The organism is Pelagivirga sediminicola, from assembly GCF_003072125.1.
Taxonomy (GTDB): Bacteria; Pseudomonadota; Alphaproteobacteria; order Rhodobacterales; family Rhodobacteraceae; genus Roseovarius; species Roseovarius sediminicola.
Window position 1 is genome coordinate 1 of record NZ_QCYH01000018.1, and the last position, 24,874, is coordinate 24,874.

Here is a 24,874-nt window from a genome sequence, read left to right on the forward strand (position 1 = left end):
AAGCCGCGTAAACCAAAAGCCGCACCCAAACCCCTCTGATCAATACGGCGCGCCCACGGCCTTCGCCGAAGGCTTACTCCGGGTCAGGCCCTCGAGCGTAATGAATGGCTCGGCCTCATGCTCGATCGTGAATCCGCGGCCCGCGCCGACAAGCGCTTCGCCAACAGGCTGCGCAATGCGAAGATGCGCTTTCCCAACGCCTGCATCGAAGATGTCGATTTCGCCGCCAGCCGGGGGCTCGACCGGCGTCAGATCCTCGCGCTCGCCCAAGGCGACTGGATCAGGGCCCGCGAGCAGATCATCCTCACCGGCCAGACCGGCACCGGCAAGACCTGGCTCGCCTGCGCCTTCGGCCATCAGGCCGCACGTCTGGATCATTCCGTGTCCTATGTCCGGATGCCGCGGCTCTTCGAGGACATGGCCATGGCACGCCTCGACGGGCGCTTCCCCCGCCTCGTCGACAAGCTGGCCCGCGTCCAGCTGCTGGTGCTCGATGACTGGGGCACGCACGGCCTGACCGACCAGCAGCGCCTCGATCTGCTCGAACTTTTCGAAGAACGCTACCAGCGGCGGTCCACCATCATCACCGCGCAGCTGCCAGTGTCCGGATGGCATGACATGATCGGCGAACCCACCATTGCCGACGCCATCCTCGACCGGATCGTCCACAACGCACACCGCATCGAACTCAAGGGAGACAGCATGCGCAGAAAGGACCGGAACGCGACCTTGACCTCCGCCGAAAACACCGAAACTATCCGAACCGAAACATGATCGCAGGCAGATGATCAGCCGTGCCCGAGCTGTCCGGGAATTACTGAAACGGCTGTCCGGGAATTAGCGTAATCGCTGTCCGGTATTTTTGAAATCCGCAGCGCGCTCGCGTATGGGAGGAAATGCGCATCACAGGCCAGAGATACGAGCGGTTTCTAACCGATAGCAAGACCTGGAACAAAGACGAGTGACCGGCGCAGACCAAATCGAAATGTTCCCCACGGCTCTGCGCTTGCTTCGCACAGACCCTGACCGCAAAACCCGCCGGTTTTTCCTTTTGACAGTGCAGCGCGACCTTTTCGGCTGCGCGTTTCTTGTCCGAGAATGGGGATATGCTGGCACGTCAAGAAGGGTATCTTATCGTCTGTTCCGCGATGAGGGGTGTGCAGTTGACGCGCTTGCGGAGGACGCCAAACGCATGAAAAACCAAGGCTATCAGATGTAAACGCCATAACCATAGTTATGTATATTATATGGCGTGGGATCGTTGGCGCAACGGCGATACCTGCAATTTTCACTATACCTATTGGGTTTGATGAAAATAGACAATCTTGCAAAGCTAAGATCACCTTTCGGCATGCTCTATGTGTGCCAATCATAGCCAAACGATAAAACGATCAATATAGAAGCTGGCCAAGCAACAACCTCAACAGAAACCCCTTGAAGCTCTAGTTGGTGGAGGTCCTAAGACACACCAAACGCCGTTTCTTGTACTGCGGCCTTCGCCTAACAGAGTTGGAAAAATATACTATGCTGTCAAGACGCCATTTCGTGATGACTACTGCCGCCCTTTTCTCTGCGCCGATTGCCAGCCCGGTCTTCGCAAACACTTGGCCGACCGAAGCGCAAAAGGCTGCTTGGGACGCACAGGTGACGCCGCCCGGATTCAACCTGGAGACTTCCAATCCTTGGGGCCTGCAACCGCGTTTTCTCCCCACTCGCGTAGTCGCGAACGACGGGCTCGTGCCGGGAGACATCCATGTGGATGCTGTGGCTCGCTATCTCTACCACATCGAAAAAGGCGGCACAGCGATGCGCTATGGCGTGGCAATTGCGCGCGGAAAGCTCTACGAACCGGGCACTTACACGATCAAGCGCAAGGTTCGCTGGCCGCACTGGCAGCCGACCCGGAACATGATTGATCGCGATCCGGAACTCTACGTTGACGTCGCCGATGGCATGGAGCCCGGTCCGGAAAACGCCTTGGGATCGCGCGCCTTTTATCTTTTCGTCGGCGACCGGGATACCTATCTACGGATCCATGGCACGCCGCATGCGAGAAGCATCGGCGGTCTTGCGAGTTCCGGCTGCGTGCGAATGGTCATGGCGCACATCAACGAACTCTACCCCAACGTAGAAATTGGCTCTACAGCATTTCTTTACTCAGCGCAGGACAGCGTCAGCCCGCGAAGCTAAGCGATGCGCGCGCGCTCCGGGGGCCGCCCATGTGATCTACCGGATCGGTCTCAGGCTTCGCGTGCAGCGCAAATCGGGTTGCCTTCCGGACTGCGCAGCGGCACCAAAGTCGTCTCGACCGGCCCGCGATGCTCGTACCAGAAGCAGCCATCTTCGGGCAAAAGGCGCGCGGTTGAAATATCCTGATTAGGATCTGCCAGCGCGACCACGTTTGCGGGTACATTTCCGATCTGGTTTGCCGTACCGCCAGTTTCGGCTGGCTGCATGGCGCACCCGGCAGTGAGCGAAAGTGTTGTCGCAATCATCACGGCTCGCTTTTGCATAATCGCTCGCATTAACCTGCCTTCCGTTATTTGAATGCCATCACTCCGGCCCGTTAAGCCAAAGGTCAAGACTGGGATATTCGATTTCACGACTAACAAGGAATCAAGTTGAAAAGCCAACTCATTTTTATCTTGAACCTCTAGTGGCTGTAAGGGCTATGTTAAAGCTGTCTATCGAGTTTGATCCGATCAACTCGTTCCACCTCCAATGCAGTTTCTTCGACTATTACAACCAAGGCATGACATTGACGCCAACCCTGAGTACCATCGACATCATCACCCAATGTCAGGCAGAACGAGGTATCCTCGAATTCAACTTCGCCGACCATGAACCTGGGCTCTACATGTTTCACACCCATCAGGCCAAATTTACTGAACTGGGCTGCATGGCGAATTTCGACATAGTGGACGCATGACCGTGGCGGGCCAGTCAACACACTCGGAACCCCGGCGCCGCAGAATCTTATCTGGTTGCTGATACCACTGGCGCTCTTCCTTGCCGCCAGAATTTCGCAGGAGCTCCCAAGACGTTTCAACGAGCCCGACGTGCAGATACCAGTAGCACCCGACTTCCGGCAATGAGGCGCAGACTTAAGATCCCGATCGGGTTCCGGCACGGAAGAGATAGATTCTAGCAGTTGTCCCATTTGTGCGTTGTCAGGCACATCAGTGACAGAAGCCGAGCATGCTGCTAATACCAGCACAGCTGCTAAAATCGAACCGGTCCGAGCATGCTTCCATAAGCATGTACCGACTTTAGATCAGCTTCACTCGGGTTCCGACCTTGCCCAGCCCGAACAGCTCTTCGATATGCCCGTTGTAGAGACTGATACAACCGTTCGACGATTGTTTGCCAATCTTGCGCGTATCGAAGGCTGACCTGACCTGCCTTTGCCCTCGTGAAGAGAGATCAGCTAAGCTTGTTCTCGGCCAGGATTTCTTCAAACGCCTTTTTTGCTTTCCCGGGCATCTTGCCTTCGAGGAAATCATCTGGAACGGGTGCGCCCGCGACTTGAATGATCATGACCATGCCCATACCAAAATGCGGCTTGCATTTGACACCGATTAAGCCTTCACTCGTCAGCTGGACTTCGATCTCCTCATTGATTTTGCCTGCAAAATCCTCTTGGTCTTCGGGCAACATATCTTTGATGCTCTCGGCGTTATGCCCCTTATCTTCCGGGACAAAGACGATGGTATCTCCGACTTCGGCAGACACGAAGCGGGGCTCATATACCATGGTTCCGGCTTCGCCGCGGTTCAGCATCTGGACCTCGTGCGTTTTGGCCGCGACCAAAACAGGCTTGACTGCCAAAGCACCGTTTGTCTGCGCCACTACTCTACCGGTTCCAAGAACCAAACCGCTTGCGGCGGCCCCAAGGAGCGCAGTTCGACGCGTGACTGACATATTATTAACTCGTTTCATGATGAAACCTCCGATTTGATGAATTTTGTCATCTCTACGACCTCCACCCACTAGAGCTTCAAACACTTTAAAGTCACAAGGCCGTGAGTGAAGAGCGGCGGCTAATCATCCCTTCGGTCGCGCCCAGGCAATAGCCGCACATCCCGCAGCGTTTTCAAACCACTTCAGTTCAGGGGCCATTACAAAATCCGTCGCCTTCGTGCTCCACTCAATCCATTTCTGGTCAGCGACCAGCGCGACCCGCGAGAAGTCGTTCCCGTGCCGCATGTCCACTTTCATATCAGTCCATAGCGCTGCGGCGCTTTCGTAACCCTCGAACGTTCCCATGAAAATTACCAACGCGGGCTTCTTCGGAGCTCTGGCCAACTCGCGATCCAGCCAGGCGTGCATCGTCTTGAAATCCTGTTCTGACAACTTACCGCTGCATTCGAGCCCCAGCACGCCGTCACCTTCGATACTTATTTCCTTCCACATGTGGTTCTCCCCTCATCCATGTCCGTATTTGTCTGCATCTTTGTGTTTGTTACCGAGGCGCTCGAATTCCAGCGTGGAATGGTCGATTCCGAATTGTTCTTCGAGGCGGGTCTTGATTGCCGTCTTGATGCTTTCCAGGTCACCCCAGCGGTCCTCGGCGATCACGACATGTGTGTCGAGCGCCGCGCGATGTTCCTGCATCTGCCAGAAATGCGCGTGATGGACTTCCTCGACACCGTCGATGTTCTCCACGGCTGCGATGACCTCGTCCGTGTCAATGTCGGGCGGACTGCCCAGCATCAGGGTGCGGATCGGGCCGCCGATCTCGCTGAAGGCAAGCCAGAGGATATAGGCGGCAATCCCGATGGTGATTGCCGGATCGACCCAGCGGATGTCGTAAAGAAGGATGAGAACACCACCGACGATGACCGCCACGGACGCCAATGCGTCGCTGAGATTGTGGAGGAAGAGCGCGCGGATGTTCACGCTGCCCTTCTGCATCGAATATGTCAGCCAGGCGGTGAGGGTGTCGATAAACAGTGCCACCCCACCCAGGATCACGACCGTCCAGCCTTCGATCTGCACTGGGTCGACAAAGCGCATCGCACCCTCGTAGACCAGATAAAGCCCGATGATGATCAGCGAGGTATAGTTGATCAGTGCGGCCACGATCTCGACCCTGCCGTACCCGAAGGTCATCTTTGCGTCCGCAGGGCGGCGTGCGATCTTGCGTGCACCAAACGCGATGACGAGCGACGCCATGTCGGAGAGGTTGTGGATCGCATCCGCGATCAGCGCGAGGCTGCCGGAGAGTATCCCCCCGACAATCTGCGCGACCGTCAGAAGGCCATTTGCCCAGATGGCGACTGCGACCCGCCGGTCGCCTTCCTTGGGCTCCATATGGGCATGATCATGCGGCATGCGGTGTCCTTTTCTCTTCAGTTTGGTTCATCCCATCACCTCTTCGAGAGACAGGAGCAGCAGGAAGCCGACGAAGAACATCGCGGTGACCCACGGCCGATCGGGGGTTTCGTGCGCTTCCACCAGCAGCTCTTCGGTGACGAGGTAAAGCAGAGCGATCAGTCCGAAGCTCAGAAACCCGGTGATGTAATGCGCCGGAAGGCTGGCGACCGGCGTTGCGATGAACGCACCCACGGGCAGCAAGACAACCAAGGCGGCGATGATCAGAACGATCCGCATCCGGGATTTAACCGTCTCCGAAAGCTCGGTTGTGACGGCCAGTCCCAGAAACAGGACCTCAACGCTGAGCGCGATGGTCAGCAATAGACCAGCCTTGGCCCCGGCGGCAAAGGCAATCCCGAGCACAAGACCGTCGATCAGGATATCGACGCCAACGAGTGTGAGCAGCCCCGCCGGGCCCTTGATAACCCTTTCCAGCTGACGGATGGCCAGCATCACGCCGATCCCTGCAAAGCCACCGACGATCGTCGCGATCGGAGATCCGCTATGGGCGACATCCGGCATGATTTCACCCGCAGCAGCCGCAAAGACGACGCCTGCTGCAAAGTGCTGGATAGCGCTGACCAGTGTCGGTCCAGGCCGCACATTGACCGCAACGACGGCCCCCAGGATCGCGACCGTGGCCGGTATCAGCGTATAAATCCAAGCAGCGATCATAGCGATCCAACCTGTCCTTTGCGAACAAGATGAGCAGGATTGGCTTCATCGAACGGGATGACCGGAACAATCCCACTTCGTATGCGTCTCACGCGGGTATTCATCCAGTGACGGATCAGATAACGATAGAGCGGGCCCTTTAGACGTCCGAGGGATTGCTGGTGTTGTCTAAAAAAATCATCCGGAGTTTCGAACAAACCGAGATTGGCATTGATGCCGGTTTCCTGGATGTAGGTATCCGTTCCTCGCCATTCGACGGAGGGTGAAGAAAGACGGTTTGTTCCGATTCCGTAACCACACAGGCTGTCGGATTCATCAGCAAAGCTGTCCTGAAGAACAGACAGAATTGCATCGTCCAGAATGAAACCTTCCAGATTGATCCAGCGCCCCCGATGCCAGACCTTCACCCAGCTGTGGAGGATGCTCTCAGGCGCAAGTGGGTAGACAATTTCGGGCACGATCCCGCGCTGCAATGATTTATGGATCGTAAAGCCATGCAATCGACATGGAATGTCCAGTGCCCTTAGCAACGCCATCAAGAGTGTCCCCTTGGTATTGCATTGGCCATAACCGTCCCTCAGCACCGCCGACGCAGAAATGTCGTCGGCGGAATTGTATCCAAAGGCAATTTCATTGCGCACGAAATTATAGGCCGCCCCAATCCGGTCGTGCTCGGACAAGTCCCGCCACCCGCGGTTGGCGATCAGTTCAGCTATCGCAACCATGCGAAAATCGAGAAGTCGGGTTGGGCGAAGTTCAGCATCTGGAATGGCCATCTCTTGTGTCCTGAAATCAATTCGACAGAGAGGTAACATCTACAGTAACTGTAGCTTCAAGAACTTTCTTTTCAGGTATCCCGCGCTCCCCCAAGAATTATGGCTGCGCCGACGAGCGTGGCAGCGGTTCCGATCAGATCCCAGCGATCAGGACGTTGTCCTTCGATCAGCCACATCCACAAGATCGACGCAGCGACATAGATGCCGCCATAGGCGGCGAATGAACGACCTGCCGCAGGAGTCTGAACCTGAGCGAGAAGCCATGCGAAGGCGACCAGCGACAACACGCCAGGTAAGATCCATAATGGCGATGCTCCGGTCCGCCGCCAGGCCCAGATGGCGAAGCAGCCTGCAATTTCGGCCAGTGCGGCAAGCGGATAGACGATTACTGCGTTCATGCCCCGATCTCGTCGTGCTCCGTGAGACATTCCGAATGGTCACGCAGGACCTCCAACACCTTGCATTCGGCAACGCTGTCTCCCTCGCACTCGGCGACCATGCGTTTCAGCTCCTTCTTTAGGGCTTGCAGACGCTTGATCCGCTGTTCGACTTGGCGGAGCTGTCGCCGCGCGATGGAATCCGCCTCCGCGCAGGATTGGGACGGGTTGTCCGACAGGTCCAGCAGCTCCCGGATGGAGTCGAGCGAGAAGCCGAGCTGGCGTGAGTGCCGAATGAAAGCCAGCCGGTCGAGATCCTTCTCAAAATACCGGCGCTGGCCGCCCGCCGTCCTTCCGGCCTCGTTCATCAATCCGATTTCTTCATAATAGCGGATCGTCTGAACCTTGGTTCCGGTTCTCCGCGAGAGTGTTCCAATTGCCAGCATTTGCGTTCCTTCAATCTACAGCAACTGTAGTTTATCCAAGAACCAACTCCGTTGAAAAGACGAAGGTTTCACATTGGCGTGACTTCTGACAACAAAAAGTAACTTTTCGCTTGAACCTCTATCCGCTGTAGCTTGTATCCCGCGTACAGATAAAACTGAACAGGTGGGTGGCGCAAGCAATGAAGAAGGTCCGGATAGCTCTCTGGTCGGCGGTGGTTGTCGCTGCAGCGGTGACTGCTGCGCTTTGGATGACCGACCGCAATCAAGGACCGGTCGCTGCCCGTCTCGATCCCGAAGCCGCGAGATTTGCTGCGGATTTCGAGTTGACGGACCACAATGGAATGATTCAGGCCGACGAGGATTTTCGCGGACGCTGGATGCTCGTCTTCTTCGGTTTCACGAACTGCCCGGACGTCTGCCCTTTGGGTCTGGCCACCATCGCACAGGTCATGGATGATCTTGACACCCAAGGTTCCGCCGTCCAGCCCCTGTTCATCACGGTCGACCCTGAAAGGGATACGCCAAGCGCTCTGGCCAGCTACGTTCCCCAGTTTGGTCCCGGAATCCTTGGGCTGAGCGGTTCCGCGGAACAGATCGAACGCACCGCCAAGACCTTCAAGATCTACTACCAGAAGATCGAGGAAGCCTCATCGCCTGACGGCTACACTATGGGTCACACGTCGTCTTTCCTTCTGTTTGATCCGCAAGGTGAGTTTGTCCGCATTTACGAATACGATCAGGAACCCGGACTGATCGTTGCCGATCTTCGCGAAAGAATCGGCACGTGACAGCTGGGCCAGACGCAACGCCAAGTGCCGAGAATCCGGTGGCTTTCCTGTTCGCGGCATGGTTCGTCGCCTTGTCTGCGTCGCTTGCCGTGCTCTTCATCGGAGAGGTTCTGGGGCAGACTCCCTGCAATCTGTGCTGGTTCCAACGAGCCTTCATGTTCCCGCTCGCGATCATCCTGGGCGTGGCGGCGTGGCGCGCCGACCTCTCGATCTGGCGCTATGCCGCGCCCCTTGCCGTTCTGGGCGGTGCTGTCGCCCTCTACCATTTCCTGCTTTACGCCGGGATCGTGCCTGCGCCGATCGTGCCCTGCACTGCATCCGGGCCGTCCTGCACCGATGCCGCAATGCTGATCCTTGGTATGCCAATCCCTCTGCTCTCCCTGCTGACGTTCGGGGCGATCCTTGGCCTTCTCATTCAACTTCGACGGATTTCAACATGAACCGAAAAACACTTTTGCTCGCTATATTCGCTGTGGTACTGGCCGTTTTTGCGGCTGGCACCTGGTTTGTGTCCCGCCCTGGTCCGACCCCGGTGGCTACAGCCGCTCCGCCGGAACAACAGGATCGTCTCGTTCGGGCTTATTCACCTATTCTCGGGCGCGAGGATGCGCCGGTGACCATCGTGGAGTTCTTCGACCCCGCCTGCGAGGCCTGCCGCGCCTTCCACCCCATCGTGAAGCAGATACTGGCGCAATACCCCGACGATGTGCGCGTCGTCATGCGTTACACGCCCTTCCACGGCGAAGGGTCAGAGCTGGCAATCAAGGTGCTGGAAGCGGCGCGGTTGCAGGATGTCTTCGTTCCGGTGCTGGAAGCGCTGCTCGAAAACCAGTCGGCCTGGGCCTCTCACGGCGCACCGGCAGCGGAGCGGATCATGGAAATCGCCGGCGCGGCGGGTCTGGATACTGCGGCGGCGGCGGACCAGATCAAATCACCAAGCATCGTCGGCGTCCTCAATCAGGACCGGGCAGATGTCGAAGCTGTCGGAATCCAGAGCACACCGACGTTCTTCGTTAACAGCAAGCCTTTGTCAGAGTTCGGTGCGGAGCAGCTTTTATCGCTCGTACAATCCGAAGTCGAGGCTGCGGCAACAAACTAGAATGAACAGGAGAACCGACGTGCTCAAAACCTTCGCAAAGGCATTTCAAAGCCTGTCTGTCGCTCTTCTGATGGGCCTGCCATTGGCAGCCTCAGCGCAGCAAATGTCAGAGGACGCCTCGATTGTGGTCGAGAAGCCGTGGGCGCGCGCGAGCCTTGGAACATCGCGGCCCGGCGGGGCCTATCTGACCGTTCGGAACGAGGGCAGCGAATCGATCTCCTTAATCGGTCTTCGCACTGACATATCCGGCATGGCCTCGATCCACGAAACCAGTACCAATTCTGACGGCGTCAGCAGCATGGCTCCGGCCGACGATATCATGATCCCAGCCGGGGGCATGATCGCCCTCGAACCCGGCGGGTATCATGCCATGCTGATGCAACTGCAATCTCCGCTCGTCGAGGGGGAGACTTTTTCGCTGACCCTGCTCTTTTCTGACGGAACGGAGCTGGAAATCACCGTCCCGGTCCTTGGCATCGGCGCACGCGGCCCCGAAGGCTGAACCGGCTGATGATGAGTGTGGCCAAAATCGCGGCAATCGGCGCGGCGGCAGTCTTTGCCGCCCTGTTCGTCGGCTGGTGGCAGGTCGATGGGCCTGGAGCTGATCCTGCTCCGGGCAAGAGGCCCATGCCGCTATCTTCGATGGATTTCAGCCTGACGGATCAGGATGGTCAGGAGGTAGGCCCTGAAACCCTCATCGGCCACCCCAGTCTGGTCTTCTTCGGCTTCACCTACTGCCCCGACGTCTGCCCGACGACCCTCTCGGATATTTCCGGCTGGCTCGACGAGCTTGGGCCGGAGGCCGAAGATCTGCGCACCGTTCTTATCACCGTGGACCCGGACCGCGATACGGTCGAAACCATGGCCGAGTATGTTTCCTACTTCCATCCGCAGATTCAGGGATGGACGGGCTTACCCGACCAGATCGCCGCTGTCGCCGAAGGCTTCCGCGCCACCTACGAGAAGGTCGAGGGTGAAGACGGCAGCTATACGATGAACCACACTGCGGGTGTTTTCCTGTTCGATGCGACAGGCCGCTTCGTCAGCGTCATCGATTATCACGAACCACGCGAATTTGCCGTGCCGAAGATTAGGCGTGCGATGCGGGACGGAACCAAGGGGGCAAAATCTTGAAACTGAGACATATCGTTCTGGGAACGACCGTGGCCGCGGCAGCGGTCGGCACGATGGCGAGCCGGACTTTGTTCATGGAGGCCCCACCTGAGAACATCGTTTCCGAGGCTCCGATGGCCCCGACCAGTCCACCCGAACCGCTCGATTGGCCCGGCGTCATCACCTCCGGCGATACGATGTCGAATGTGCTTCCAGCCGGGTTTCAGCCGCCGAAGCTTCCCGGACAGGAACGTGCCGAGCCAGATGATCTGACGGCGTTGGTTCAGGCCCTCGCCGTGCCGCCATGGAAGGCGACGGTCGAATCCGGTGACACGCTGGACGTGCTTCTTTCCCGCGCTGACATGGGTGCGCAGACGCGGGCCGAGGTCGCACTGGCATTGGCCGTCGAATACGACCTGCGCCGCCTTCGACCGGGCCACCGCCTCAGCGTCGGGTATCGCCGGGACGGCACGCCATCCGTTGTGACATTGGCTGTCGATGACGGCGTGCGGATCGAAGTTACCTTGGACGGCACCATTGCCGGTCGGACGGTTACGCCGAGCGCGTCGACGATCGAGCGTGCGGGGCAATTGCAGGTGAACGGGTCGATCTACGCTTCGCTCGACAGAGCAGGCGTTCCGGCCCGTTTCGCCGTCGATCTCGCACAGATTCTGGGGGACACGGTCGACTTTCGCAGGGATCTTCAAGGCGGGGAAAGTCTGAATATCCTCTGGCGTCAGACGGTCCTTCCGGACGGTTCGGAAATCGGCCAGCCGCTTATGTCCTATGCTGCACTCGACCTGGAGGACGATCAACTCGAGATCGTGTGGGCGGACGAAGACAGCGGACGTGCGACGGTTTATCTGAACGGAGAAATCCTGCGGACAGTCGCGCCGCCGGTGGAAGGCGCGCGGCTGTCATCGGTCTTCGGGCAGCGCAAGCATCCGATCTACGGCAATATGCGGATGCACACAGGCGTCGACTACGCCGCTGCTGCGGGGACGCCGATTGCAGCGACCGCACCCGGACGGATCTCCTTTATCGGATGGCGGAGCGGGTATGGCCGGGTGGTCGAGATCGCGCATGGGTCTGATACGATGACCCGATATGCGCACATGAGCGCAGTGGCAAAGGCACTGGCGGTCGGGAACCGCGTTCTTGCAGGCGAGGTGATCGGCGAGGTCGGTGAAACGGGCACCGCAACAGCCCCCAATCTTCACTACGAAGTGCGCGTGGACGGTCGACCCATCGATCCGCTTGGGGAGAAGTTGCTCGCCTCTGCGGAAAACCTCGACGCCGCCGATGCCACTGAAATTCTTGCAGAGACGCGCACACGTTTCGTGGCCGCTCTTCGCGAAGATACATGACTGATTTGAAAGGAATAACCATGAAAAACAGGCTTCAAACCCTTGCCGCTGCGACTCTCATTATTGCCGCCGCGACGGCCGCAACCGCCCAGACCGCCATCCACGTCGGAAAGACGCGCGGCTGCGGATGCTGCATTGCCTGGATGGAGAAGCTGTCCGAGGCCGGGTTTGCCCCGGAAGGCGAAAACCTCGGTGGCGCGTTGATTCGTCTGAAAATGGATCGCGGCATTCCAGTCGATATGTTCTCCTGCCATACGGCGACTATCGACGACTATACCATCGAGGGCCACGTTCCTCCAGCCGATATCACCCGCCTTCTTGAGGAACGTCCCGACGCCATCGGTCTTGCCGTGCCCGGCATGCCCATCGGCTCGCCCGGCATGGATTTCGGCGACAATGCCGAAGCCTACGATGTCTTTTTGGTGAAATCCGACGGCACCACCGAAGTCTTCTCGTCCTATCCGGCAAGTTGAGTTGGAGCAGATCGCAACACTTTCGCCTGTTGCACTGGGTTTTCTGGGAAGCCTCGCCGCCGGTCTCATGACCGCCGTCGGGGCGACGCCTGTGCTTCTCGGCAAGACTCCGTCACGCAAATGGCGTGATATCTCGCTCGGCTTTGCCGCCGGGGTCATGCTTGCCGCATCGTTTTTTTCCCTCATCATCCCGGCGCTGGACGTAGCTGAATCGCGATACGGCGACGGGGCGATCCCAGCGCTGATCGTTTGCGCGGCGATCCTGATGGGGATGGGCGTGGTCGCCCTGATGAACGAGCTGATTCCACACGAGCATTTCAGCAGTGGCCGTGAAGGCCCCGAGGCTGTTTCGCTGCGGCGCGTCTGGCTCTTCATCATCGCCATCGCGATCCACAACGCACCAGAAGGTCTGGCCGTCGGCGTTGCATTCGGAGCTGATGGGTTCACCGGCGGATTCCCAGTTGCCCTCGGCATCGGATTGCAGAATGCGCCCGAGGGCTTGGCCGTGGCGGTCGCTTTGCTGGGCGAGCGGTACTCGGCGGGCCGTGCCTTCGGAATTGCGGCACTGACCGGTCTGGTCGAACCCGTCACAGGATTTCTCGGTGCTGCGGTGATCGTCGTGGCGCAGCCCCTCCTGCCCTGGGGTCTGGCATTCGCGGCGGGCGCGATGCTCTACGTCATCAGCCACGAGATCATCCCCGAAACCCACCGCAGCGGCCATCAGAAGCAAGCAACGACAGGTCTCGCGATTGGCCTCGTCGTCATGCTGTTCCTCGATGTCTGGTTAGGTTGATCCATGAAAAATTATGTTTTGGGATTTTACGCATCCATCGCAGCGCTCGCCGCCGACCTGGCATCGAAGGCGTTCGTCGTCGCCAACGCGGACACGCTTGCCACAGGCATCCCTGTCTTTCCAGGTTTCAATCTGATCTTTCACCGCAACTACGGCGTGACCTTTGGGTTCTTTCAGAGCGTACCGTGGTGGGTACTGGCTTTGGTCGCCACCGCCGTCGTCCTGTATCTTGTCGTGTCGCTGATCCGGGCAACGCAACCAGCCGAGGCGGGCGCCTACGGCATGGTGATCGGTGGCGCTTTGGGAAATATCGTGGATCGTCTTCGCTTCGGCGGAGTGACCGATTTCCTGGATTTCTATCTCGGAACGGCGCACTGGCCAGCGTTCAACCTTGCGGATGTCTTCGTGGTTTGTGGCGTCGGGGTTTTACTGATCGTCGCAGGGCGCGAGAAGGTCGCATCGTCTGAAGCATCGGAGTAGATCGCGGTGGTTTCGGTAGGCATCACCGCTCCTGGCGTCTGGATATCCTCGGGACTTGCACGTTCTCTTTGTGCATTATTTCTTGGTGTCCTGGCCGTTCTCGCGCTGCCACCGTTCTCGTTGCCAGTGATTTTGCCGATCGCGTTTGGTGGACTGTATCTCCTTGTCGTCGGAGCGACCCGCAGGACAGCCGGTCTTGCCGGATGGGCGTTCGGCGTCGGCTTCTTCCTGTTTGGACTGTCCTGGATCGCAGAGAGCTTCTATGTCGATGCGAGGCGGTTCGGCTGGATGGCCGGTCCTGCGGTGGCTGGACTGGCCGCCGGCCTTGCGCTGTTCCCGGCGGCGGCAATGGCAGCGTTCGCATGGAGCAGGACGAAAGGTGTCTCCGGCGCATTGATCTTCGCGGTCTGCTGGTCGGTTTCGGAATGGCTGCGCGGCACCATGCTGACAGGCTTCCCCTGGAACCTTATTGCCTACACGTGGGCCGACTACGATATTCCACGCCAAATGGCCGCATGGGTTGGCAGCTACGGACTTGGCCTCCTCACAGTTCTGCTGTCGGTCCTGCCCGTAACGCTCCACATGCGGAATCGTCGGCAAAATGCGTTCGCCACATTTGTTTTCATTTCGGTGGTGGCGGGTGCCGGAACCCTCGGCACGGTTCGCCTTATGGCCACCACACCGCCAACAGACACAACCGTCAGGATCGTTCAGGGAAACATTCCTCAGACGGAGAAATGGAACCCCGCGTTCCGCGACCGGAACATATCCCGCTATCTGGATCTGTCCGCGCAGTCTGGCAGGTTCGACGTCCTTCTCTGGCCCGAAAGCGCATTTCCCGGCTATCTTGATGAGAATCCTGGAATGTTGGATCAAATTGCTGACCGTCTGCCTGAAGGCAGCGTTCTACTGACCGGTGCCCAGACGCGAGAGCCGGGCGTGACGGGCACACGCTATCGAAATTCGATCCTCGCGGTCGATCAGACCGGACGGATCGTCACGAGATACGCCAAGCATCATCTCGTGCCGTTCGGGGAATATGTTCCCTTGCGGGGTTTTCTTCCGATCCAGCGACTGACCGCAGGGCTTGGGGACTTCACGCCCGGTCCCGGCCCCCAGACCGTTGAGCTACCCGGTTTATCTCCGGTCGGCCTTTCGATCTGCTACGAGGCCATTTTTCCGGGACGCGTCGTAGACGCCGCTTCGCGTCCGGACTGGATCTTCAACGCCACCAATGACGCTTGGTTCGGTGCGTCTTTCGGTCCGCGGCAACATCTGGCCTCTGCCAGGATGCGCGCGGTCGAAGAGGGGCTGCCGATGGTTCGTGCGGCCAATACGGGCATTTCAGCATTTATCGATGGGTACGGCCGCATCGTCGCCCGCCTTGGGCTGGATGAGACCGGCGTCTTGGACGCCCGCTTGCCTGCCGCACTCCCGCCTACGCCCTTCGCGAAATACGGACAGTTGACGTTCTTGCTCATTCTGGCGGCGAGCATTGTGGGAGCCATTGGAATGACCGTCAGAAAGGAAAGCGCACCATGATCGTAATCTTTGGAGCAGTGGCGGGCGCCGCATGGGGCGGATATCTCGCCAGGAAGCGTGGCGGCAACAAGCTGGACATCGCCCAATACGCGACGAGTTCCGCGATCGCATTCGGACTCTTGGCGTTGTTCGCCTCGATCTTTCTCGCACGGGTTCTATGAACCGCCAGCCAAGGCCGGTACGATGCTATGCGAATATGTCGATTGGCGTCCCGTCCCGCACCATTGCGTAGATATCCTCAATTTCGCGGTCCGACACCGCGATGCAACCCGCCGTCCAGTCTGGTTTGATCGCGTCGATACCGGGTCGTGGCCCGCCATGGATAAAAATGTCGCCGCCCGGCTCACGTCCCTGTGCAGCGGCATAGGCGATATCGGCCTCGTTCGGATAGGAGATGCCGATGGAGAGATGGAACAGACTGTCGGGATTGCGGCGGTCGACTGTATAGGTTCCCTCGGGCGTTTTTCCATCACCCTCGAATTGCTTGGGCCCCTCCGCCGCAAAACCGAGATCGATCCGGTAGGCTTTCAGGACCGAGGTATTGTTGAACAGGAACAGGTTCCGGTCACTTTTGAACATCTGCAACCGGGTGACTGCGGGCCCGTCGTAGGTCCGGAACTTGCTGGCGCATCCCGCAAGGCCGAGTGCCAGTCCACCCAATAGCGCAGTTCTGCGTGTCGTTTTCATCATGTCGTCCGCTCGATCTTTCTATGTGCCCATTCATATCGGTATCGGTATGTCTGATCAATCAATGGCCGTGCGCCAGGGCTCCCTGCGCCATCTTCTCTCCCACTTGCTCACCCCCGGACCCGTCCGGTCGATCCTTCTTGGCCCGGAGCAGCCTGAGCGCGTTGGCGACGACCAGCAGCGAAACGCCGACATCCGCAGCGATGGCCCCCCACATCGTCGCCATGCCGAAGGCCGTCAGCCCGACGAACAGCGCCTTGGTCGCCAGTGCGATGCCTATATTCTGATGAATGATGCCCATGGTCCGGCGTGAATGCCCGATCAGCCACGGCACCTTGGCAATATCATCTGTCATCAACGCGATATCGGCGGTCTCAATAGCGGCGTCCGATCCGACCGCACCCATAGCGATCGCGAAATGCGCCCGCGCCATGGCAGGTGCATCGTTCACGCCATCGCCAATCATTGCCACGACATCATAGTTGGCAACGAGTTCCTCGATTGCCGTCACCTTGTCCTCTGGCAGCAGCTCCGCGCGAACCTCGTCGATACCGACCTCTGCTGCCACAGCGCGTGCCGTGCGCTCGTTATCACCAGTCAGCATGATGATCTTTTTCACGCCTTGGGCATGCAGGCGTGCCACGACCTCCTTCGCATCCGGGCGGATGCGGTCGCGCAGTTCGATCAGGCCCAGCAGGCGGTCCCCGGAGCCTACGGCCACGAGCGTGCTGCCAGCCCCCTCGATCCGCTCCAGCAGATCGCGGGGGATTGCGTCACCGAGACCTTTCTCGGTCGCAAAGCGATCCGAACCGAGCCAGACGGGCTGGCCCTCCCATGTTCCTTCGACGCCGCGGCCCGGCACCGTTTGGGTGTCGGTAGCCGCCGACTGCTTCAGCCCATCGCGTTCGCCGCGCGCCAGGATGGCCCGCGCCAGAGGATGCGAAGAGCGGGCTTCCAGCGCGACAGCGGCACTCAGAAGGTCGCGCTCGGCCGTGCCGCCCAAGGGATGCAGACCCGCGACCTCCGGCTCGCCCATGGTGATCGTTCCGGTCTTGTCCATTGCCAGGGCGGTCATACGCGAGGGGGCCTCGACATAGGCACCGCCCTTGATCAGCACGCCGTTGCGCGCGGAGGCCGCGAGCGAGGCGACGATGGAAACCGGCGTGGAGATGACCAGCGCACAGGGGCAGGCGATCACCAGAAGAACCAAGGCATTGTAGAACCAGTAGTTCCACGCCCCCACGAACAGCAGCGGCGGCACGACGGCGATCAGAACCGCCAGCGCCATCACGATGGGCGTGTAGATGCGGGCGAATTTCGTGACCCATTGCTCCACCTCGGCCCGGCGCGAATGCGCATCGCCTACCATTCGGATGATTTTCGAGAGCACGGTATCGCCTGCGGCCTTGGTGGCCCTAACCGTCAGTGTGCCATCACCGTTGATTGTGCCGGCATAGACCTCGTCGCCAGTTTCCTTGGCAACCAGGGCGCTTTCTCCGGTGATCGGAGCCTGGTCGACATCGCCACGACCCTCGGTGACTTCGCCATCAAGAGGGATACGATCACCGCCGCGCACCACGAAGCGATCACCGATCGCAACCTCGGCGGCGGGAACGTCGGTCTCCGATCCGTCGGCACGGATGACCCGCGCTGTTGGCGGAGCCAGGTCCAGAAGGGCCGAGACCGCATTGCGGGCACGCCCCACGCTCCAGGATTCGAGAGCGAGAGACAGAGCAAAGAAGAAGGCGACCGTCGCCGCCTCGAAAAACTCGCCCAGCCCGATCGCCCCGGCCACTGCGACGATCATCAGAAGATTCATGTCAGGCGAAAGTCGGCGCGCGGCGGACCATGCCTTGGGGGCGACCAGCCATGCTCCGAACACCACCGCCAGCATGAACAGACCCATCTCGATCAGAGGCATCGACGTCTCGCCATGGCCCGAGAAGAGCCGTAGCGCGCCGCCCGCCCCCGTCTCGACGATGTGGTAGAGGAACCCCGCTGCCCAGAAACCGCCGCTAAGCCCGGTGAACAGGCGCTGACGTGCGAAATGGGCCGCCTGGTCTGCCTCGGCGCTTTCAGCATCCCACATTTTCGCGCTCATCCCAGTCGACCCGACGATCTTGATGATCTTGTCGTCGCTGAGCGGTTTGGCGCTTTCGAGGATGGTCATCCTACCATTCAACACATCGAAGGCCAGATGCTCGCTGCCGCCGACTTCCGGTCCGACGACTTTGTTCAGGATCGCGACCTCTTCGGCGCAATCCAGCCCGTTGACGCGAAAACTACGTCCGGCGGATGGCGGAGGTGCTGCTGCCTGAGAAGTGCCTTCGGCTGTTTGGCCACAGCAGGACTTGGGATGGGCGTCGTGGTCTGCATCATGTGGCATAGCGAGGTCCTTTCACCGGATAGATTCCTGTGTAGGAGCTACAGCAACTGAAGGTTCAAGAACTTTTTCTAAATGACGCCCTTTCATCGGCCTGAACGAACCAGTCACCTTGAAGTGAATCATGTTTCCAATGGAATTGAAGAAAATGGATGCAAAAACGACCCTTTTCGCGGCAGTTTTTTGTCTTCTGCCAAGTCATTGATCCGATTGGTGCTGGACCGCCGCAAAAACCTCGTGCAAAAAGAATCCATGAAAATCGGCTATGCACGGGTCTCGACGGAAGAGCAGAACCTCGATCTCCAGATCGAGGCGCTGACCGATGCCGGGTGCGACCGGATCGTCACTGACAAGGGGCAGAGTGGCGCACGCGCCGCCGAGGCCCGCCCTGGCTTTTCCCAAGCGATGGCCCTTCTCGGTCCCGGCGACCAGATCGTTGTCTGGAAACTGGATAGGGTCGGTCGGTCCATCGCTGATCTGATCCACCTTCTCAAAACCTTCGAGGAGCGCGCGGTCGAGTTCCGCAGCCTGACGGACGGAATCGACACGACGACTGCTGGCGGGCGTCTGGTGTTTCATATCATGGGGGCTTTGGCTGAGTTTGAACGGAGTCTCATCCAAGAGCGGACCAGAGCGGGCCTGCGGGCTGCAAAAAAGCGCGGGAAGCGGCTTGGCCGACCTCCGGCCCTCACGCCTGCACAGATCGCTCACGCGAAAGCGGCGATCTCCGCCAAGCGCGAAACTGTTACTGGCATGGCGGAGATCTTGGGAGTGAACCGCAGCACCATCCAACGCGCGCTTGGCACGTCGGCATGAGCATGGATAGCCTGCAACGTGCCTTCTATGGGCTGAAGTTCGAGAACGCTTTTCTTCGACAGAAGGGAAAGGCGTTCGAGGACCTGTTTTCAAGGATCATGGGGCACGCCTCCCCTGGCGATTTCCAGGCCGTGCGACCCTACGGGAGCCGCGGCGACCTGAAATGCGATGGCTATCGCGTCAGCGACAAGACTGTTTTTCAGTGCTACGCGCCGTCCAACATGAAGCTGGCGAACATGCTTGCCAAGATGGACGAGGACTTCAATGGCGCGGTCGCTCATTGGGGCGATCGCATGAAACGCTGGTCTTTCGTTCACAACGAGGATGACGGCCTTCCCGCCGACGCGACGCAAAAACTTGTGGATTTAAGCGCAGCGAACCCAACGGTCCACCTTGATCAAACTGGCTATCCAGAGTTGTTCGCCGTCGTCATGACGCTTTCCATCCCGCAGCTTGAAGATTTGTTCGGGTCGGTGCCGTCACAGCGGACGATGGCCCAACTGGACTACGAGGCCCTGCGCCCCGTCGTGACACTGATCCAAAAGCTGAACCCGGACGACAACCCGCCCCTATCCGCCCCTTCGGCCTCGAAGCTGGACGCGAACGATCTCTCGGCCGACGCCGCCGAGCTACTGCGACAGGGGCGCCGTCGTGAACCGCTGGTCGAGCGTTTCTTCAACGACTGGCCCGATCCGAGCTTTGGCGAGGAGATTGCCCAAGGGTTCCGCGAGCGGTATCAGGCGTTGAAGATCGAAGACCTGCCGCCCGACCAGATATTCATGGAGCTTCAAACCTTCGCCGGTGGGATGGATGGCACGCCCTCGCATCAGGCGGCGGTTCTCGCGGTCATGTCCTACTTCTTCGAGCGATGCGATATATTCGAGGATCACGTCGAGGAGGATGTGGAAACATGATCCTGCCGACCAAGCACATCAGACCGGAACGCGCGCTTCTAACCATTGGGGCCGAGGTTCTGGGGTGTCTGCGCGAGCCGATGACCGTCTCCCGTGTCTGGGACGAGCTTCGCAACCGGCGTGGCGAGACGTCGGAGCCGTCTGCGATCACATACGATTGGTTCATTCTGGCGCTCGACCTTCTGTTCATCGTGAAAGCCGTGGATTTCGACAGCGGTGTGCTGCGGAAGGCGGCCCCATGATCCATACGATCACGAGCGACCTCGATGGCTTCAAGGCGCTGACGTTTGCGCCGGGATTGAACATCCTGCTTGCCGAAAAGAGCGCAGACGCGACGGACCGCCAGTCGCGCAACGGGGCGGGGAAGACCAGTTTTGTCGAACTGATCCACTTCATGTTCGGCGGCAACGCCAAGCCGGACAGTATTTTCAGGACGGATGAGCTGGTCGCATCCACGTTCGAGATGCAGATCGACGTGGGTGGGCATGTGATTTCGGCAGCCCGATCCGGCGCGAAGCCGTCTCGCATCCGCATACAGGGCGAGACGTCTCACTGGCCGATCGAACCCACCCTGGAGGCCAAGACCGGCGACCTCATCCTGTCGAACGACCACTGGAAATCTGATCTCGGGGCGCTGATGTTTGGCCTTCCTGTAGACCCTGATGCCCAAAGCCGCTTCGGTGCGACTTTCCGGTCCCTTTTCTCGTATTTTGCCCGCCGTCAGAACAGCGGGGGCTTCGTTCAGCCAACGCAGCAATCGGGTCAGCAGCAGAATTGGGATCAGCAGGTTGCGGTATCCTATCTTCTCGGTCTCGACTCCGGCATTTCTCAAGAATTTCAGGAGACCCGCGCGCAAGAAAAGGCTATGACCGAGCTTCGTAAGGCTGCGAAGCAGGGCAACTTAGGGAAGTTCTACGGCAACGCCGCTGATTTTCGCACGCGCTTGGCCATCGCCGAGACAAAGGCGCGACAGCTCCAGCAACAGCTCGCTACGTTCAACGTCGTCCCTGAATACGCGGCAATGGAGCAGGAAGCTTCGGCGATCACCCGGACCATTTCCGCCGTCAACGACGACAACCTGATCGACCGCGAGTTGATCCTGCAACTCACATCCTCGCTGGCGGACGAGCGACCGCCCGCTGCCGACAATATCGCAAAGCTCTACAGCGAAGCCGGCGTCGTTCTGCCGGGCACGGTCGGTCGGCGGTTCGAGGAAGTTTCGCAGTTCCATGAGGCCATTGTTCGGAACCGTCAGGCCCATCTTTCGGCCGAGATCGCAGCCGCCGAGGGGCGCATTTCCGTGCGAGTTGCCGAACGTATCGACCTTGATCGGCGACGGGCGCAACTCATGGGCATCCTGCAATCGGGTGGCGCACTGGAACATTACGCGAAGCTCCAAGAAGAGGCCGGACGGGCCGAGGCAAATGTCGAAGCGCTTCGCCAGCAGCTTGAGATCGCCGAGCGGATCGAAAGCACGAAGGTCCAACTTGAGATCGAGCGTGCCCGTCTCCGTCAGGCGCTACAAAACGACCTGCATGAGCGTAGTGCCATCGTAAACGAAGCGATCGTCATCTTCGAGGAGTTGTCGCAAGCCCTCTATGAACAGGCCGGAAACCTGACCATCGCGGCGACACCGAACGGCCCGACGTTCGAGGTGAAGATTGACGCGCAGCGCAGCAAGGGCATCACGAACATGCAGATTTTCTGCTTCGATCTGATGTTGGCCGAACTGGCGACCAGGAGGGGCATCGGCCCCGGCTTTCTGATCCATGACAGCCATCTGTTCGATGGCGTCGATGAACGTCAGGTTGCAAAGGCCTTGCAACTCGGTGCTGATCATGCGGCCAGTGTCGGCTTCCAGTATATCGTCACCATGAACTCCGACGCAGTGCCCGAAGACGGCTTTCGTGATGATTTCGACGTGTGGTCTGTCGTGAACCCAACCCGCTTGACCGACGAGATCGACACTGGCGGACTGTTCGGAGTCCGGTTTGGGTGATGCAATGAGATCTGATGGCCCAGGTTACTACTACGTCGTGCGGAAACCGGGGGATGATTGGGAAGTCTGGATGTGGACCGGGCATCGTTGGTATGAGCCCGGTGAAGCAGAGGAGCGCGATCCGCCGCACTGGTGTTCGCGTGTGCCGCAACCACCGGCAAAAAACCGATAATCCGTCTTATGTTAAGTAAGTCAGGGTTATTGACCTTTTTATAGCCCGCCTTGGTCGGCTCTAAGCCCTTCGCCGCTTTGATGGATCACCATCTTTTCCGCAGGATAGGGCCGTATCAGTTCAAAGGCGTCCTTCGGTTGCCCCGCCAGCCACGTCTCATAGTCGTCTGGATGCAAAATCGCTGGCATCCTGTCTGGATGCGTGTCGGCCACCAGCTCATTCGGCGTCGTCGTGACCATCGAGGACGTGACCAGCTCACGCTTGTCACCGCCATAGTTTCCGCTGAATCCGCGCCAGACTCCGGCGAAGGCGAAAGGGGGTCTTTCGTCTTCGCCTGTCACACCAAACCAGATGTAAGTCGCCGGTTTTCGTCCTTTGGCCTCGCAAAAACTGGTCGCCGGAATCAAACAGCGTCGCTCTTGAAAGCTGGTTCTCCAAAACGAGGACGTGCGCAACTTGTCGTCACGGGCGTTGTTGACCGCTTTGGGCTGGATAGGTTCGCCGGTTTTCTTCGAGACCTGGGGCATCACGAACCCCCAATGAGCGTTCCAGATCGCCCGTTCGCCATCCCCATCCATGACGACGATAGGCGCCAGTCGCTTCGGGAAGATCGCTGGCAGCGGTTCGGCGTTCCCGAGTTGATCCCGGCTTGCATCCACCTTGAAAAGCTGGCGCATCATTTCAGGAGGCAACGTGTTGGAATACAGATTACACATCGACTACTTTCCGAGAAAATATATCCGTGTGATCGCGCTTATCAACAAACTCTCCACACACGACATTGCCTAGCGTAATTGGGAACACCGGTGACTGGTCCAACGCAGACTGTATCGGAGGCAGCCGATGGCAAGGCCCCTTTATTTCATCCGCGTTTTCTGGCGTCGAGTATGCCCCCCAGAAGAAGCAGTTATGGCAGCCCATCTTACTGTCTGATCTCATTTATTTTCCCATCATTCGACACTTTGACACGTTGAATCTTTCCTGATCTCTTATGCCTCATTTTCCTAGAAATATCCACGGGGGAGCTGCGCCAGCAGCGGGGGCCGTGGCCCCTGCCATGATCCTCGATCATGGCACCGCGCTCTAGGCTACAGCCGGCAGACCGGCTTTCGCCCCGCACCCTTCGATCCTGGCCTTCCTGATCCAATAGCCCGCGCCCTGTCTCTGCGAGCCAGGTCGCGGGCTTTGTCTCATGGTCGCCCTGGACCTTGTGAGCGGCCCTTGCGGGTGACGATCGCAGGGGGCGGTCGGATCTTCGATTGTGGAACGTCTCACACCTTTGACTCGATGAAGTGAATTTTCTGAAGCTGATCAATGGGCCGCGTCATGCAATATTGACCCAAACGTCAAGCATCTCTGACCCACCGAACCTTCATTTGCAGCCAAAACCATTATCTTTCCCAAGACAAAATATAGAGCCGTAGTGTTATAAAATGGTTCTATTTATCAGCTCGAAACCTCGTTCCGTAGGCATACAAAATAAACATTTCCCACCGCTTGCGTCTGCCCAGACAGCACCAATCTGGCGTTTATCATTTTCACCGTCATAAAGATGCCCACCCTTGTATTCGACGGCAAGAATACGTCCATCTGTAAGCATCGCCACAAAGTCGGGATAGAACTTCTGGTGGGGCAGTTGAAGCCAAAAAGAAGTATTCTTGCCCTCGACATTCCTGATCCAGAAACGCACTTCGTCCATCCGGTCCAGATAGACAGCGCAATCGAACTCCTCTCCAGTCGGCTTCAAGTCTCCGACGAGCGGCGTGTAATGCTTGTTGAACTTCGTCGCGCCCGCGTAGGGCTGGTTGAACGCATAAGAACGTTCGTCGAAGATCATCGAAAGGTCGGAATGGGTCGCGAAGTCTTCAGCGTTCGTGGCAAATAGCGCGGAGTAGTTGGGGTCGAGTGGGGCTGAGTGCAGAAAACCCCTTTAAGGTTTCTGTTGGGTTGTTTGCGCGTTGAGACTGACGCTCACGGTTCGTTCGCTCCGAGATACCGATAGATTGTCGCTTTTGAGAGGCTGTAGTGTGCCATCAGATCTTTGATCAGCATTCCAGCGGTACGCTTTTTGCGTAGCTCAACGATCTGATCTTCTGAAAGCGCGGGTCGTTTGCCGAACTGTACGCCGCGATCTTTGGCCTTCTTGATCCCATCCATCTGTCGCTCGGCGCGGATTTCGGTTTCGAACTGGCCAATGGCTCCGAGCATGTTGAACAGCAGCCGCCCGGTTGCGTCGGACGTGTCGATATTCTGATCGAGCACGACCAGATCGACACCTTTCTGTTTCAGTGTTTCAGCGATCTGGCAAAGGTGCAGTGTGGATCGCGCCAATCGGTCGATACGTGTGACAATCAGCTGGTCACCGTCGCGGACGTAATTCAGGCATTCTTTCAGCTGAGGGCGGGCGTCCGTCGTACCACTGCGCTTCTCTTCGAAAAGCTTGTCGCAGCCATCCAGCTTTTCGCGCTGCACGTCCAGAGATTGTCCGACTGAGCTGACGCGGGCGTATCCGACTTTGGCCATAGTGTCTCGAATAAATTCAGAGGTCTTGCGACTGTCATATTGAGACATTGAAAAAGACATGGCAAGCGAATGGTC

General features: G+C 58.6%; 32 protein-coding genes and 1 pseudogene. 19 read left to right on the forward strand and 14 right to left on the reverse strand.

Going from position 1 to position 24,874, the window contains the following annotated elements:
• The first annotated feature begins 42 nt into the window (after window positions 1–42).
• The 3 genes from istB (at window position 43) to DC366_RS17410 (ending at window position 2,190) form a co-directional block, all read left to right on the forward strand.
• Window positions 43–774, forward strand: a complete 732-nt coding sequence (gene istB / locus DC366_RS17400) for an IS21-like element helper ATPase IstB (protein ID WP_108693472.1) — start codon at window positions 43–45, stop codon at window positions 772–774.
• Window positions 775–985: 211 nt separating this feature from the next.
• A complete protein-coding gene (locus DC366_RS17405) occupies window positions 986–1,219 on the forward strand; it encodes a WGR domain-containing protein (RefSeq protein WP_108693502.1) in 234 nt (77 codons plus the stop codon).
• A gap of 305 nt (window positions 1,220–1,524) precedes the next feature.
• On the forward strand, window positions 1,525–2,190 hold the full coding sequence (locus DC366_RS17410) for a L,D-transpeptidase (RefSeq protein WP_108693473.1): 666 nt from the start codon (window positions 1,525–1,527) through the stop codon (window positions 2,188–2,190).
• 50 nt (window positions 2,191–2,240) lie between these two features.
• Here DC366_RS17410 and DC366_RS17415 read toward each other — a convergent pair whose 3' ends face one another.
• A complete protein-coding gene (locus DC366_RS17415; RefSeq protein ID WP_439331668.1) occupies window positions 2,241–2,633 on the reverse strand; it encodes a hypothetical protein in 393 nt (130 codons plus the stop codon).
• Between the two features lie 38 nt (window positions 2,634–2,671).
• On the opposite strand from DC366_RS17415, the gene DC366_RS17420 reads away from it, so the two are divergent.
• Window positions 2,672–2,929, forward strand: a complete 258-nt coding sequence (locus tag DC366_RS17420; protein ID WP_207768764.1) for a hypothetical protein — start codon at window positions 2,672–2,674, stop codon at window positions 2,927–2,929.
• Between the two features lie 340 nt (window positions 2,930–3,269).
• Here the strand turns inward: DC366_RS17420 and DC366_RS20375 are convergent.
• The 8 genes and pseudogenes from DC366_RS20375 to DC366_RS17460 form a co-directional block, all read right to left on the reverse strand.
• A pseudogene (locus tag DC366_RS20375) lies at window positions 3,270–3,386 on the reverse strand (L,D-transpeptidase family protein); the annotation flags it as partial.
• A gap of 37 nt (window positions 3,387–3,423) precedes the next feature.
• Window positions 3,424–3,939, reverse strand: a complete 516-nt coding sequence (locus tag DC366_RS17430) for a pseudoazurin (protein WP_243405201.1) — start codon at window positions 3,937–3,939, stop codon at window positions 3,424–3,426.
• Window positions 3,940–4,044: 105 nt separating this feature from the next.
• On the reverse strand, window positions 4,045–4,413 hold the full coding sequence (locus DC366_RS17435) for a SpoIIAA family protein (protein WP_108693475.1): 369 nt from the start codon (window positions 4,411–4,413) through the stop codon (window positions 4,045–4,047).
• Window positions 4,414–4,425: 12 nt separating this feature from the next.
• Window positions 4,426–5,334, reverse strand: a complete 909-nt coding sequence (locus DC366_RS17440; protein ID WP_108693476.1) for a cation diffusion facilitator family transporter — start codon at window positions 5,332–5,334, stop codon at window positions 4,426–4,428.
• A 27-nt stretch (window positions 5,335–5,361) separates the two neighbouring features.
• Entirely contained in the window at window positions 5,362–6,051 is a 690-nt protein-coding gene (locus tag DC366_RS17445) for a ZIP family metal transporter (protein ID WP_108693477.1), read from the reverse strand.
• Complete coding sequence (locus tag DC366_RS17450; protein WP_207768765.1) at window positions 6,048–6,827, reverse strand: transglutaminase-like domain-containing protein; 780 nt, start codon at window positions 6,825–6,827, stop codon at window positions 6,048–6,050. The genes DC366_RS17445 and DC366_RS17450 overlap by 4 nt, the downstream gene beginning before the upstream one ends.
• A gap of 71 nt (window positions 6,828–6,898) precedes the next feature.
• Window positions 6,899–7,225 carry a YnfA family protein gene (locus DC366_RS17455; RefSeq protein ID WP_108693478.1) on the reverse strand — a complete coding sequence of 109 codons (327 nt, stop codon included), beginning with the start codon at window positions 7,223–7,225 and terminating at the stop codon, window positions 6,899–6,901.
• On the reverse strand, window positions 7,222–7,650 hold the full coding sequence (locus DC366_RS17460; protein WP_108693479.1) for a MerR family transcriptional regulator: 429 nt from the start codon (window positions 7,648–7,650) through the stop codon (window positions 7,222–7,224). The genes DC366_RS17455 and DC366_RS17460 overlap by 4 nt, the downstream gene beginning before the upstream one ends.
• A 179-nt stretch (window positions 7,651–7,829) precedes the next feature.
• Between DC366_RS17460 and DC366_RS17465 the strand changes: the two genes are divergently transcribed.
• From DC366_RS17465 to DC366_RS19985, 11 genes are all read left to right on the forward strand, one after another.
• Window positions 7,830–8,438, forward strand: coding sequence for an SCO family protein (locus tag DC366_RS17465; RefSeq protein ID WP_439331669.1), 609 nt, complete (start codon window positions 7,830–7,832; stop codon window positions 8,436–8,438).
• On the forward strand, window positions 8,435–8,878 hold the full coding sequence (locus DC366_RS17470) for a disulfide bond formation protein B (RefSeq protein ID WP_203228111.1): 444 nt from the start codon (window positions 8,435–8,437) through the stop codon (window positions 8,876–8,878). The genes DC366_RS17465 and DC366_RS17470 overlap by 4 nt, the downstream gene beginning before the upstream one ends.
• On the forward strand, window positions 8,875–9,537 hold the full coding sequence (locus DC366_RS17475) for a DsbA family protein (protein ID WP_108693481.1): 663 nt from the start codon (window positions 8,875–8,877) through the stop codon (window positions 9,535–9,537). Before DC366_RS17470 ends, DC366_RS17475 begins: the two co-directional genes overlap by 4 nt.
• A 70-nt stretch (window positions 9,538–9,607) precedes the next feature.
• Complete coding sequence (locus tag DC366_RS17480) at window positions 9,608–10,039, forward strand: copper chaperone PCu(A)C (RefSeq protein WP_108693506.1); 432 nt, start codon at window positions 9,608–9,610, stop codon at window positions 10,037–10,039.
• 8 nt (window positions 10,040–10,047) lie between these two features.
• Complete coding sequence (locus DC366_RS17485; protein WP_108693482.1) at window positions 10,048–10,671, forward strand: SCO family protein; 624 nt, start codon at window positions 10,048–10,050, stop codon at window positions 10,669–10,671.
• Window positions 10,668–12,017, forward strand: a complete 1,350-nt coding sequence (locus DC366_RS17490; protein WP_238987570.1) for a M23 family metallopeptidase — start codon at window positions 10,668–10,670, stop codon at window positions 12,015–12,017. The genes DC366_RS17485 and DC366_RS17490 overlap by 4 nt, the downstream gene beginning before the upstream one ends.
• 20 nt (window positions 12,018–12,037) lie before the next feature.
• A complete protein-coding gene (locus DC366_RS17495; protein ID WP_108693483.1) occupies window positions 12,038–12,490 on the forward strand; it encodes a DUF411 domain-containing protein in 453 nt (150 codons plus the stop codon).
• Window positions 12,491–12,500: 10 nt separating this feature from the next.
• A complete protein-coding gene (locus DC366_RS17500) occupies window positions 12,501–13,283 on the forward strand; it encodes a ZIP family metal transporter (protein ID WP_108693508.1) in 783 nt (260 codons plus the stop codon).
• 3 nt (window positions 13,284–13,286) lie between these two features.
• Window positions 13,287–13,763, forward strand: coding sequence for a signal peptidase II (lspA, locus tag DC366_RS17505; protein ID WP_108693484.1), 477 nt, complete (start codon window positions 13,287–13,289; stop codon window positions 13,761–13,763).
• A 6-nt stretch (window positions 13,764–13,769) separates the two neighbouring features.
• On the forward strand, window positions 13,770–15,305 hold the full coding sequence (gene lnt / locus DC366_RS17510) for an apolipoprotein N-acyltransferase (RefSeq protein WP_203228110.1): 1,536 nt from the start codon (window positions 13,770–13,772) through the stop codon (window positions 15,303–15,305).
• Window positions 15,302–15,466 carry a hypothetical protein gene (locus DC366_RS19985; protein ID WP_165802951.1) on the forward strand — a complete coding sequence of 55 codons (165 nt, stop codon included), beginning with the start codon at window positions 15,302–15,304 and terminating at the stop codon, window positions 15,464–15,466. Before lnt ends, DC366_RS19985 begins: the two co-directional genes overlap by 4 nt.
• 25 nt (window positions 15,467–15,491) lie before the next feature.
• Here DC366_RS19985 and DC366_RS17515 read toward each other — a convergent pair whose 3' ends face one another.
• Window positions 15,492–15,992 (reverse strand): L,D-transpeptidase family protein, encoded by a 501-nt coding sequence (locus DC366_RS17515; protein ID WP_108693510.1) that lies wholly within the window; start codon window positions 15,990–15,992, stop codon window positions 15,492–15,494.
• A 61-nt stretch (window positions 15,993–16,053) separates the two neighbouring features.
• Window positions 16,054–18,378: a heavy metal translocating P-type ATPase gene (locus tag DC366_RS17520; RefSeq protein WP_238987569.1), complete on the reverse strand. Its 2,325-nt coding sequence runs from the start codon at window positions 18,376–18,378 to the stop codon at window positions 16,054–16,056.
• Between the two features lie 72 nt (window positions 18,379–18,450).
• Here DC366_RS17520 and DC366_RS17525 point away from each other — a divergent pair, with 72 nt between their 5' ends.
• Genes DC366_RS17525 through DC366_RS17540 form a run of 4 tightly spaced genes read left to right on the forward strand, consistent with a single transcriptional unit; the run spans window position 18,451 to window position 22,104 of the window.
• Entirely contained in the window at window positions 18,451–19,191 is a 741-nt protein-coding gene (locus tag DC366_RS17525; RefSeq protein WP_279305769.1) for a recombinase family protein, read from the forward strand.
• On the forward strand, window positions 19,188–20,105 hold the full coding sequence (locus tag DC366_RS17530) for an ABC-three component system protein (protein ID WP_133176235.1): 918 nt from the start codon (window positions 19,188–19,190) through the stop codon (window positions 20,103–20,105). Before DC366_RS17525 ends, DC366_RS17530 begins: the two co-directional genes overlap by 4 nt.
• The gene (locus tag DC366_RS17535) at window positions 20,102–20,347 is read left to right on the forward strand and encodes an ABC-three component system middle component 6 (RefSeq protein ID WP_108693486.1); all 246 of its coding nucleotides are present in this window, start codon (window positions 20,102–20,104) and stop codon (window positions 20,345–20,347) included. The genes DC366_RS17530 and DC366_RS17535 overlap by 4 nt, the downstream gene beginning before the upstream one ends.
• Window positions 20,344–22,104: an ABC-three component system protein gene (locus tag DC366_RS17540; RefSeq protein ID WP_108693487.1), complete on the forward strand. Its 1,761-nt coding sequence runs from the start codon at window positions 20,344–20,346 to the stop codon at window positions 22,102–22,104. Before DC366_RS17535 ends, DC366_RS17540 begins: the two co-directional genes overlap by 4 nt.
• Window positions 22,105–22,314: 210 nt before the next feature.
• Here the strand turns inward: DC366_RS17540 and DC366_RS17545 are convergent, their stop codons facing one another.
• From DC366_RS17545 to DC366_RS17555, 3 genes are all read right to left on the reverse strand, one after another.
• Window positions 22,315–22,992: an SOS response-associated peptidase gene (locus DC366_RS17545; protein WP_108693488.1), complete on the reverse strand. Its 678-nt coding sequence runs from the start codon at window positions 22,990–22,992 to the stop codon at window positions 22,315–22,317.
• Window positions 22,993–23,702: 710 nt separating this feature from the next.
• On the reverse strand, window positions 23,703–24,113 hold the full coding sequence (locus DC366_RS17550) for a hypothetical protein (protein WP_243405202.1): 411 nt from the start codon (window positions 24,111–24,113) through the stop codon (window positions 23,703–23,705).
• Window positions 24,114–24,247: 134 nt separating this feature from the next.
• On the reverse strand, window positions 24,248–24,847 hold the full coding sequence (locus DC366_RS17555) for a recombinase family protein (RefSeq protein ID WP_233491917.1): 600 nt from the start codon (window positions 24,845–24,847) through the stop codon (window positions 24,248–24,250).
• Between the last annotated feature and the right edge of the window lie 27 nt (window positions 24,848–24,874).

What these genes read in the sequence shown, in the direction of transcription:
- DC366_RS17405 (WP_108693502.1), top strand. Translation starts at nt 986, where the DNA reads ATGTTCCCCACGGCTCTGCGCTTGCTTCGCACAGACCCTGACCGCAAA.
- DC366_RS17410 (WP_108693473.1), top strand. Translation starts at nt 1,525, where the DNA reads ATGCTGTCAAGACGCCATTTCGTGATGACTACTGCCGCCCTTTTCTCT.
- DC366_RS17420 (WP_207768764.1), top strand. Translation starts at nt 2,672, where the DNA reads ATGTTAAAGCTGTCTATCGAGTTTGATCCGATCAACTCGTTCCACCTC.
- DC366_RS17430 (WP_243405201.1), bottom strand. Translation starts at nt 3,939, where the DNA reads ATGAAACGAGTTAATAATATGTCAGTCACGCGTCGAACTGCGCTCCTT.
- DC366_RS17435 (WP_108693475.1), bottom strand. Translation starts at nt 4,413, where the DNA reads ATGTGGAAGGAAATAAGTATCGAAGGTGACGGCGTGCTGGGGCTCGAA.
- DC366_RS17440 (WP_108693476.1), bottom strand. Translation starts at nt 5,334, where the DNA reads ATGCCGCATGATCATGCCCATATGGAGCCCAAGGAAGGCGACCGGCGG.
- DC366_RS17445 (WP_108693477.1), bottom strand. Translation starts at nt 6,051, where the DNA reads ATGATCGCTGCTTGGATTTATACGCTGATACCGGCCACGGTCGCGATC.
- DC366_RS17450 (WP_207768765.1), bottom strand. Translation starts at nt 6,827, where the DNA reads ATGGCCATTCCAGATGCTGAACTTCGCCCAACCCGACTTCTCGATTTT.
- DC366_RS17455 (WP_108693478.1), bottom strand. Translation starts at nt 7,225, where the DNA reads ATGAACGCAGTAATCGTCTATCCGCTTGCCGCACTGGCCGAAATTGCA.
- DC366_RS17460 (WP_108693479.1), bottom strand. Translation starts at nt 7,650, where the DNA reads ATGCTGGCAATTGGAACACTCTCGCGGAGAACCGGAACCAAGGTTCAG.
- DC366_RS17465 (WP_439331669.1), top strand. Translation starts at nt 7,830, where the DNA reads ATGAAGAAGGTCCGGATAGCTCTCTGGTCGGCGGTGGTTGTCGCTGCA.
- DC366_RS17475 (WP_108693481.1), top strand. Translation starts at nt 8,875, where the DNA reads ATGAACCGAAAAACACTTTTGCTCGCTATATTCGCTGTGGTACTGGCC.
- DC366_RS17480 (WP_108693506.1), top strand. Translation starts at nt 9,608, where the DNA reads ATGGGCCTGCCATTGGCAGCCTCAGCGCAGCAAATGTCAGAGGACGCC.
- DC366_RS17485 (WP_108693482.1), top strand. Translation starts at nt 10,048, where the DNA reads ATGATGAGTGTGGCCAAAATCGCGGCAATCGGCGCGGCGGCAGTCTTT.
- DC366_RS17495 (WP_108693483.1), top strand. Translation starts at nt 12,038, where the DNA reads ATGAAAAACAGGCTTCAAACCCTTGCCGCTGCGACTCTCATTATTGCC.
- lspA (WP_108693484.1), top strand. Translation starts at nt 13,287, where the DNA reads ATGAAAAATTATGTTTTGGGATTTTACGCATCCATCGCAGCGCTCGCC.
- DC366_RS19985 (WP_165802951.1), top strand. Translation starts at nt 15,302, where the DNA reads ATGATCGTAATCTTTGGAGCAGTGGCGGGCGCCGCATGGGGCGGATAT.
- DC366_RS17515 (WP_108693510.1), bottom strand. Translation starts at nt 15,992, where the DNA reads ATGAAAACGACACGCAGAACTGCGCTATTGGGTGGACTGGCACTCGGC.
- DC366_RS17520 (WP_238987569.1), bottom strand. Translation starts at nt 18,378, where the DNA reads ATGCCACATGATGCAGACCACGACGCCCATCCCAAGTCCTGCTGTGGC.
- DC366_RS17525 (WP_279305769.1), top strand. Translation starts at nt 18,451, where the DNA reads ATGACGCCCTTTCATCGGCCTGAACGAACCAGTCACCTTGAAGTGAAT.
- DC366_RS17530 (WP_133176235.1), top strand. Translation starts at nt 19,188, where the DNA reads ATGAGCATGGATAGCCTGCAACGTGCCTTCTATGGGCTGAAGTTCGAG.
- DC366_RS17535 (WP_108693486.1), top strand. Translation starts at nt 20,102, where the DNA reads ATGATCCTGCCGACCAAGCACATCAGACCGGAACGCGCGCTTCTAACC.
- DC366_RS17540 (WP_108693487.1), top strand. Translation starts at nt 20,344, where the DNA reads ATGATCCATACGATCACGAGCGACCTCGATGGCTTCAAGGCGCTGACG.
- DC366_RS17545 (WP_108693488.1), bottom strand. Translation starts at nt 22,992, where the DNA reads ATGTGTAATCTGTATTCCAACACGTTGCCTCCTGAAATGATGCGCCAG.
- DC366_RS17550 (WP_243405202.1), bottom strand. Translation starts at nt 24,113, where the DNA reads ATGATCTTCGACGAACGTTCTTATGCGTTCAACCAGCCCTACGCGGGC.
- DC366_RS17555 (WP_233491917.1), bottom strand. Translation starts at nt 24,847, where the DNA reads ATGTCTCAATATGACAGTCGCAAGACCTCTGAATTTATTCGAGACACT.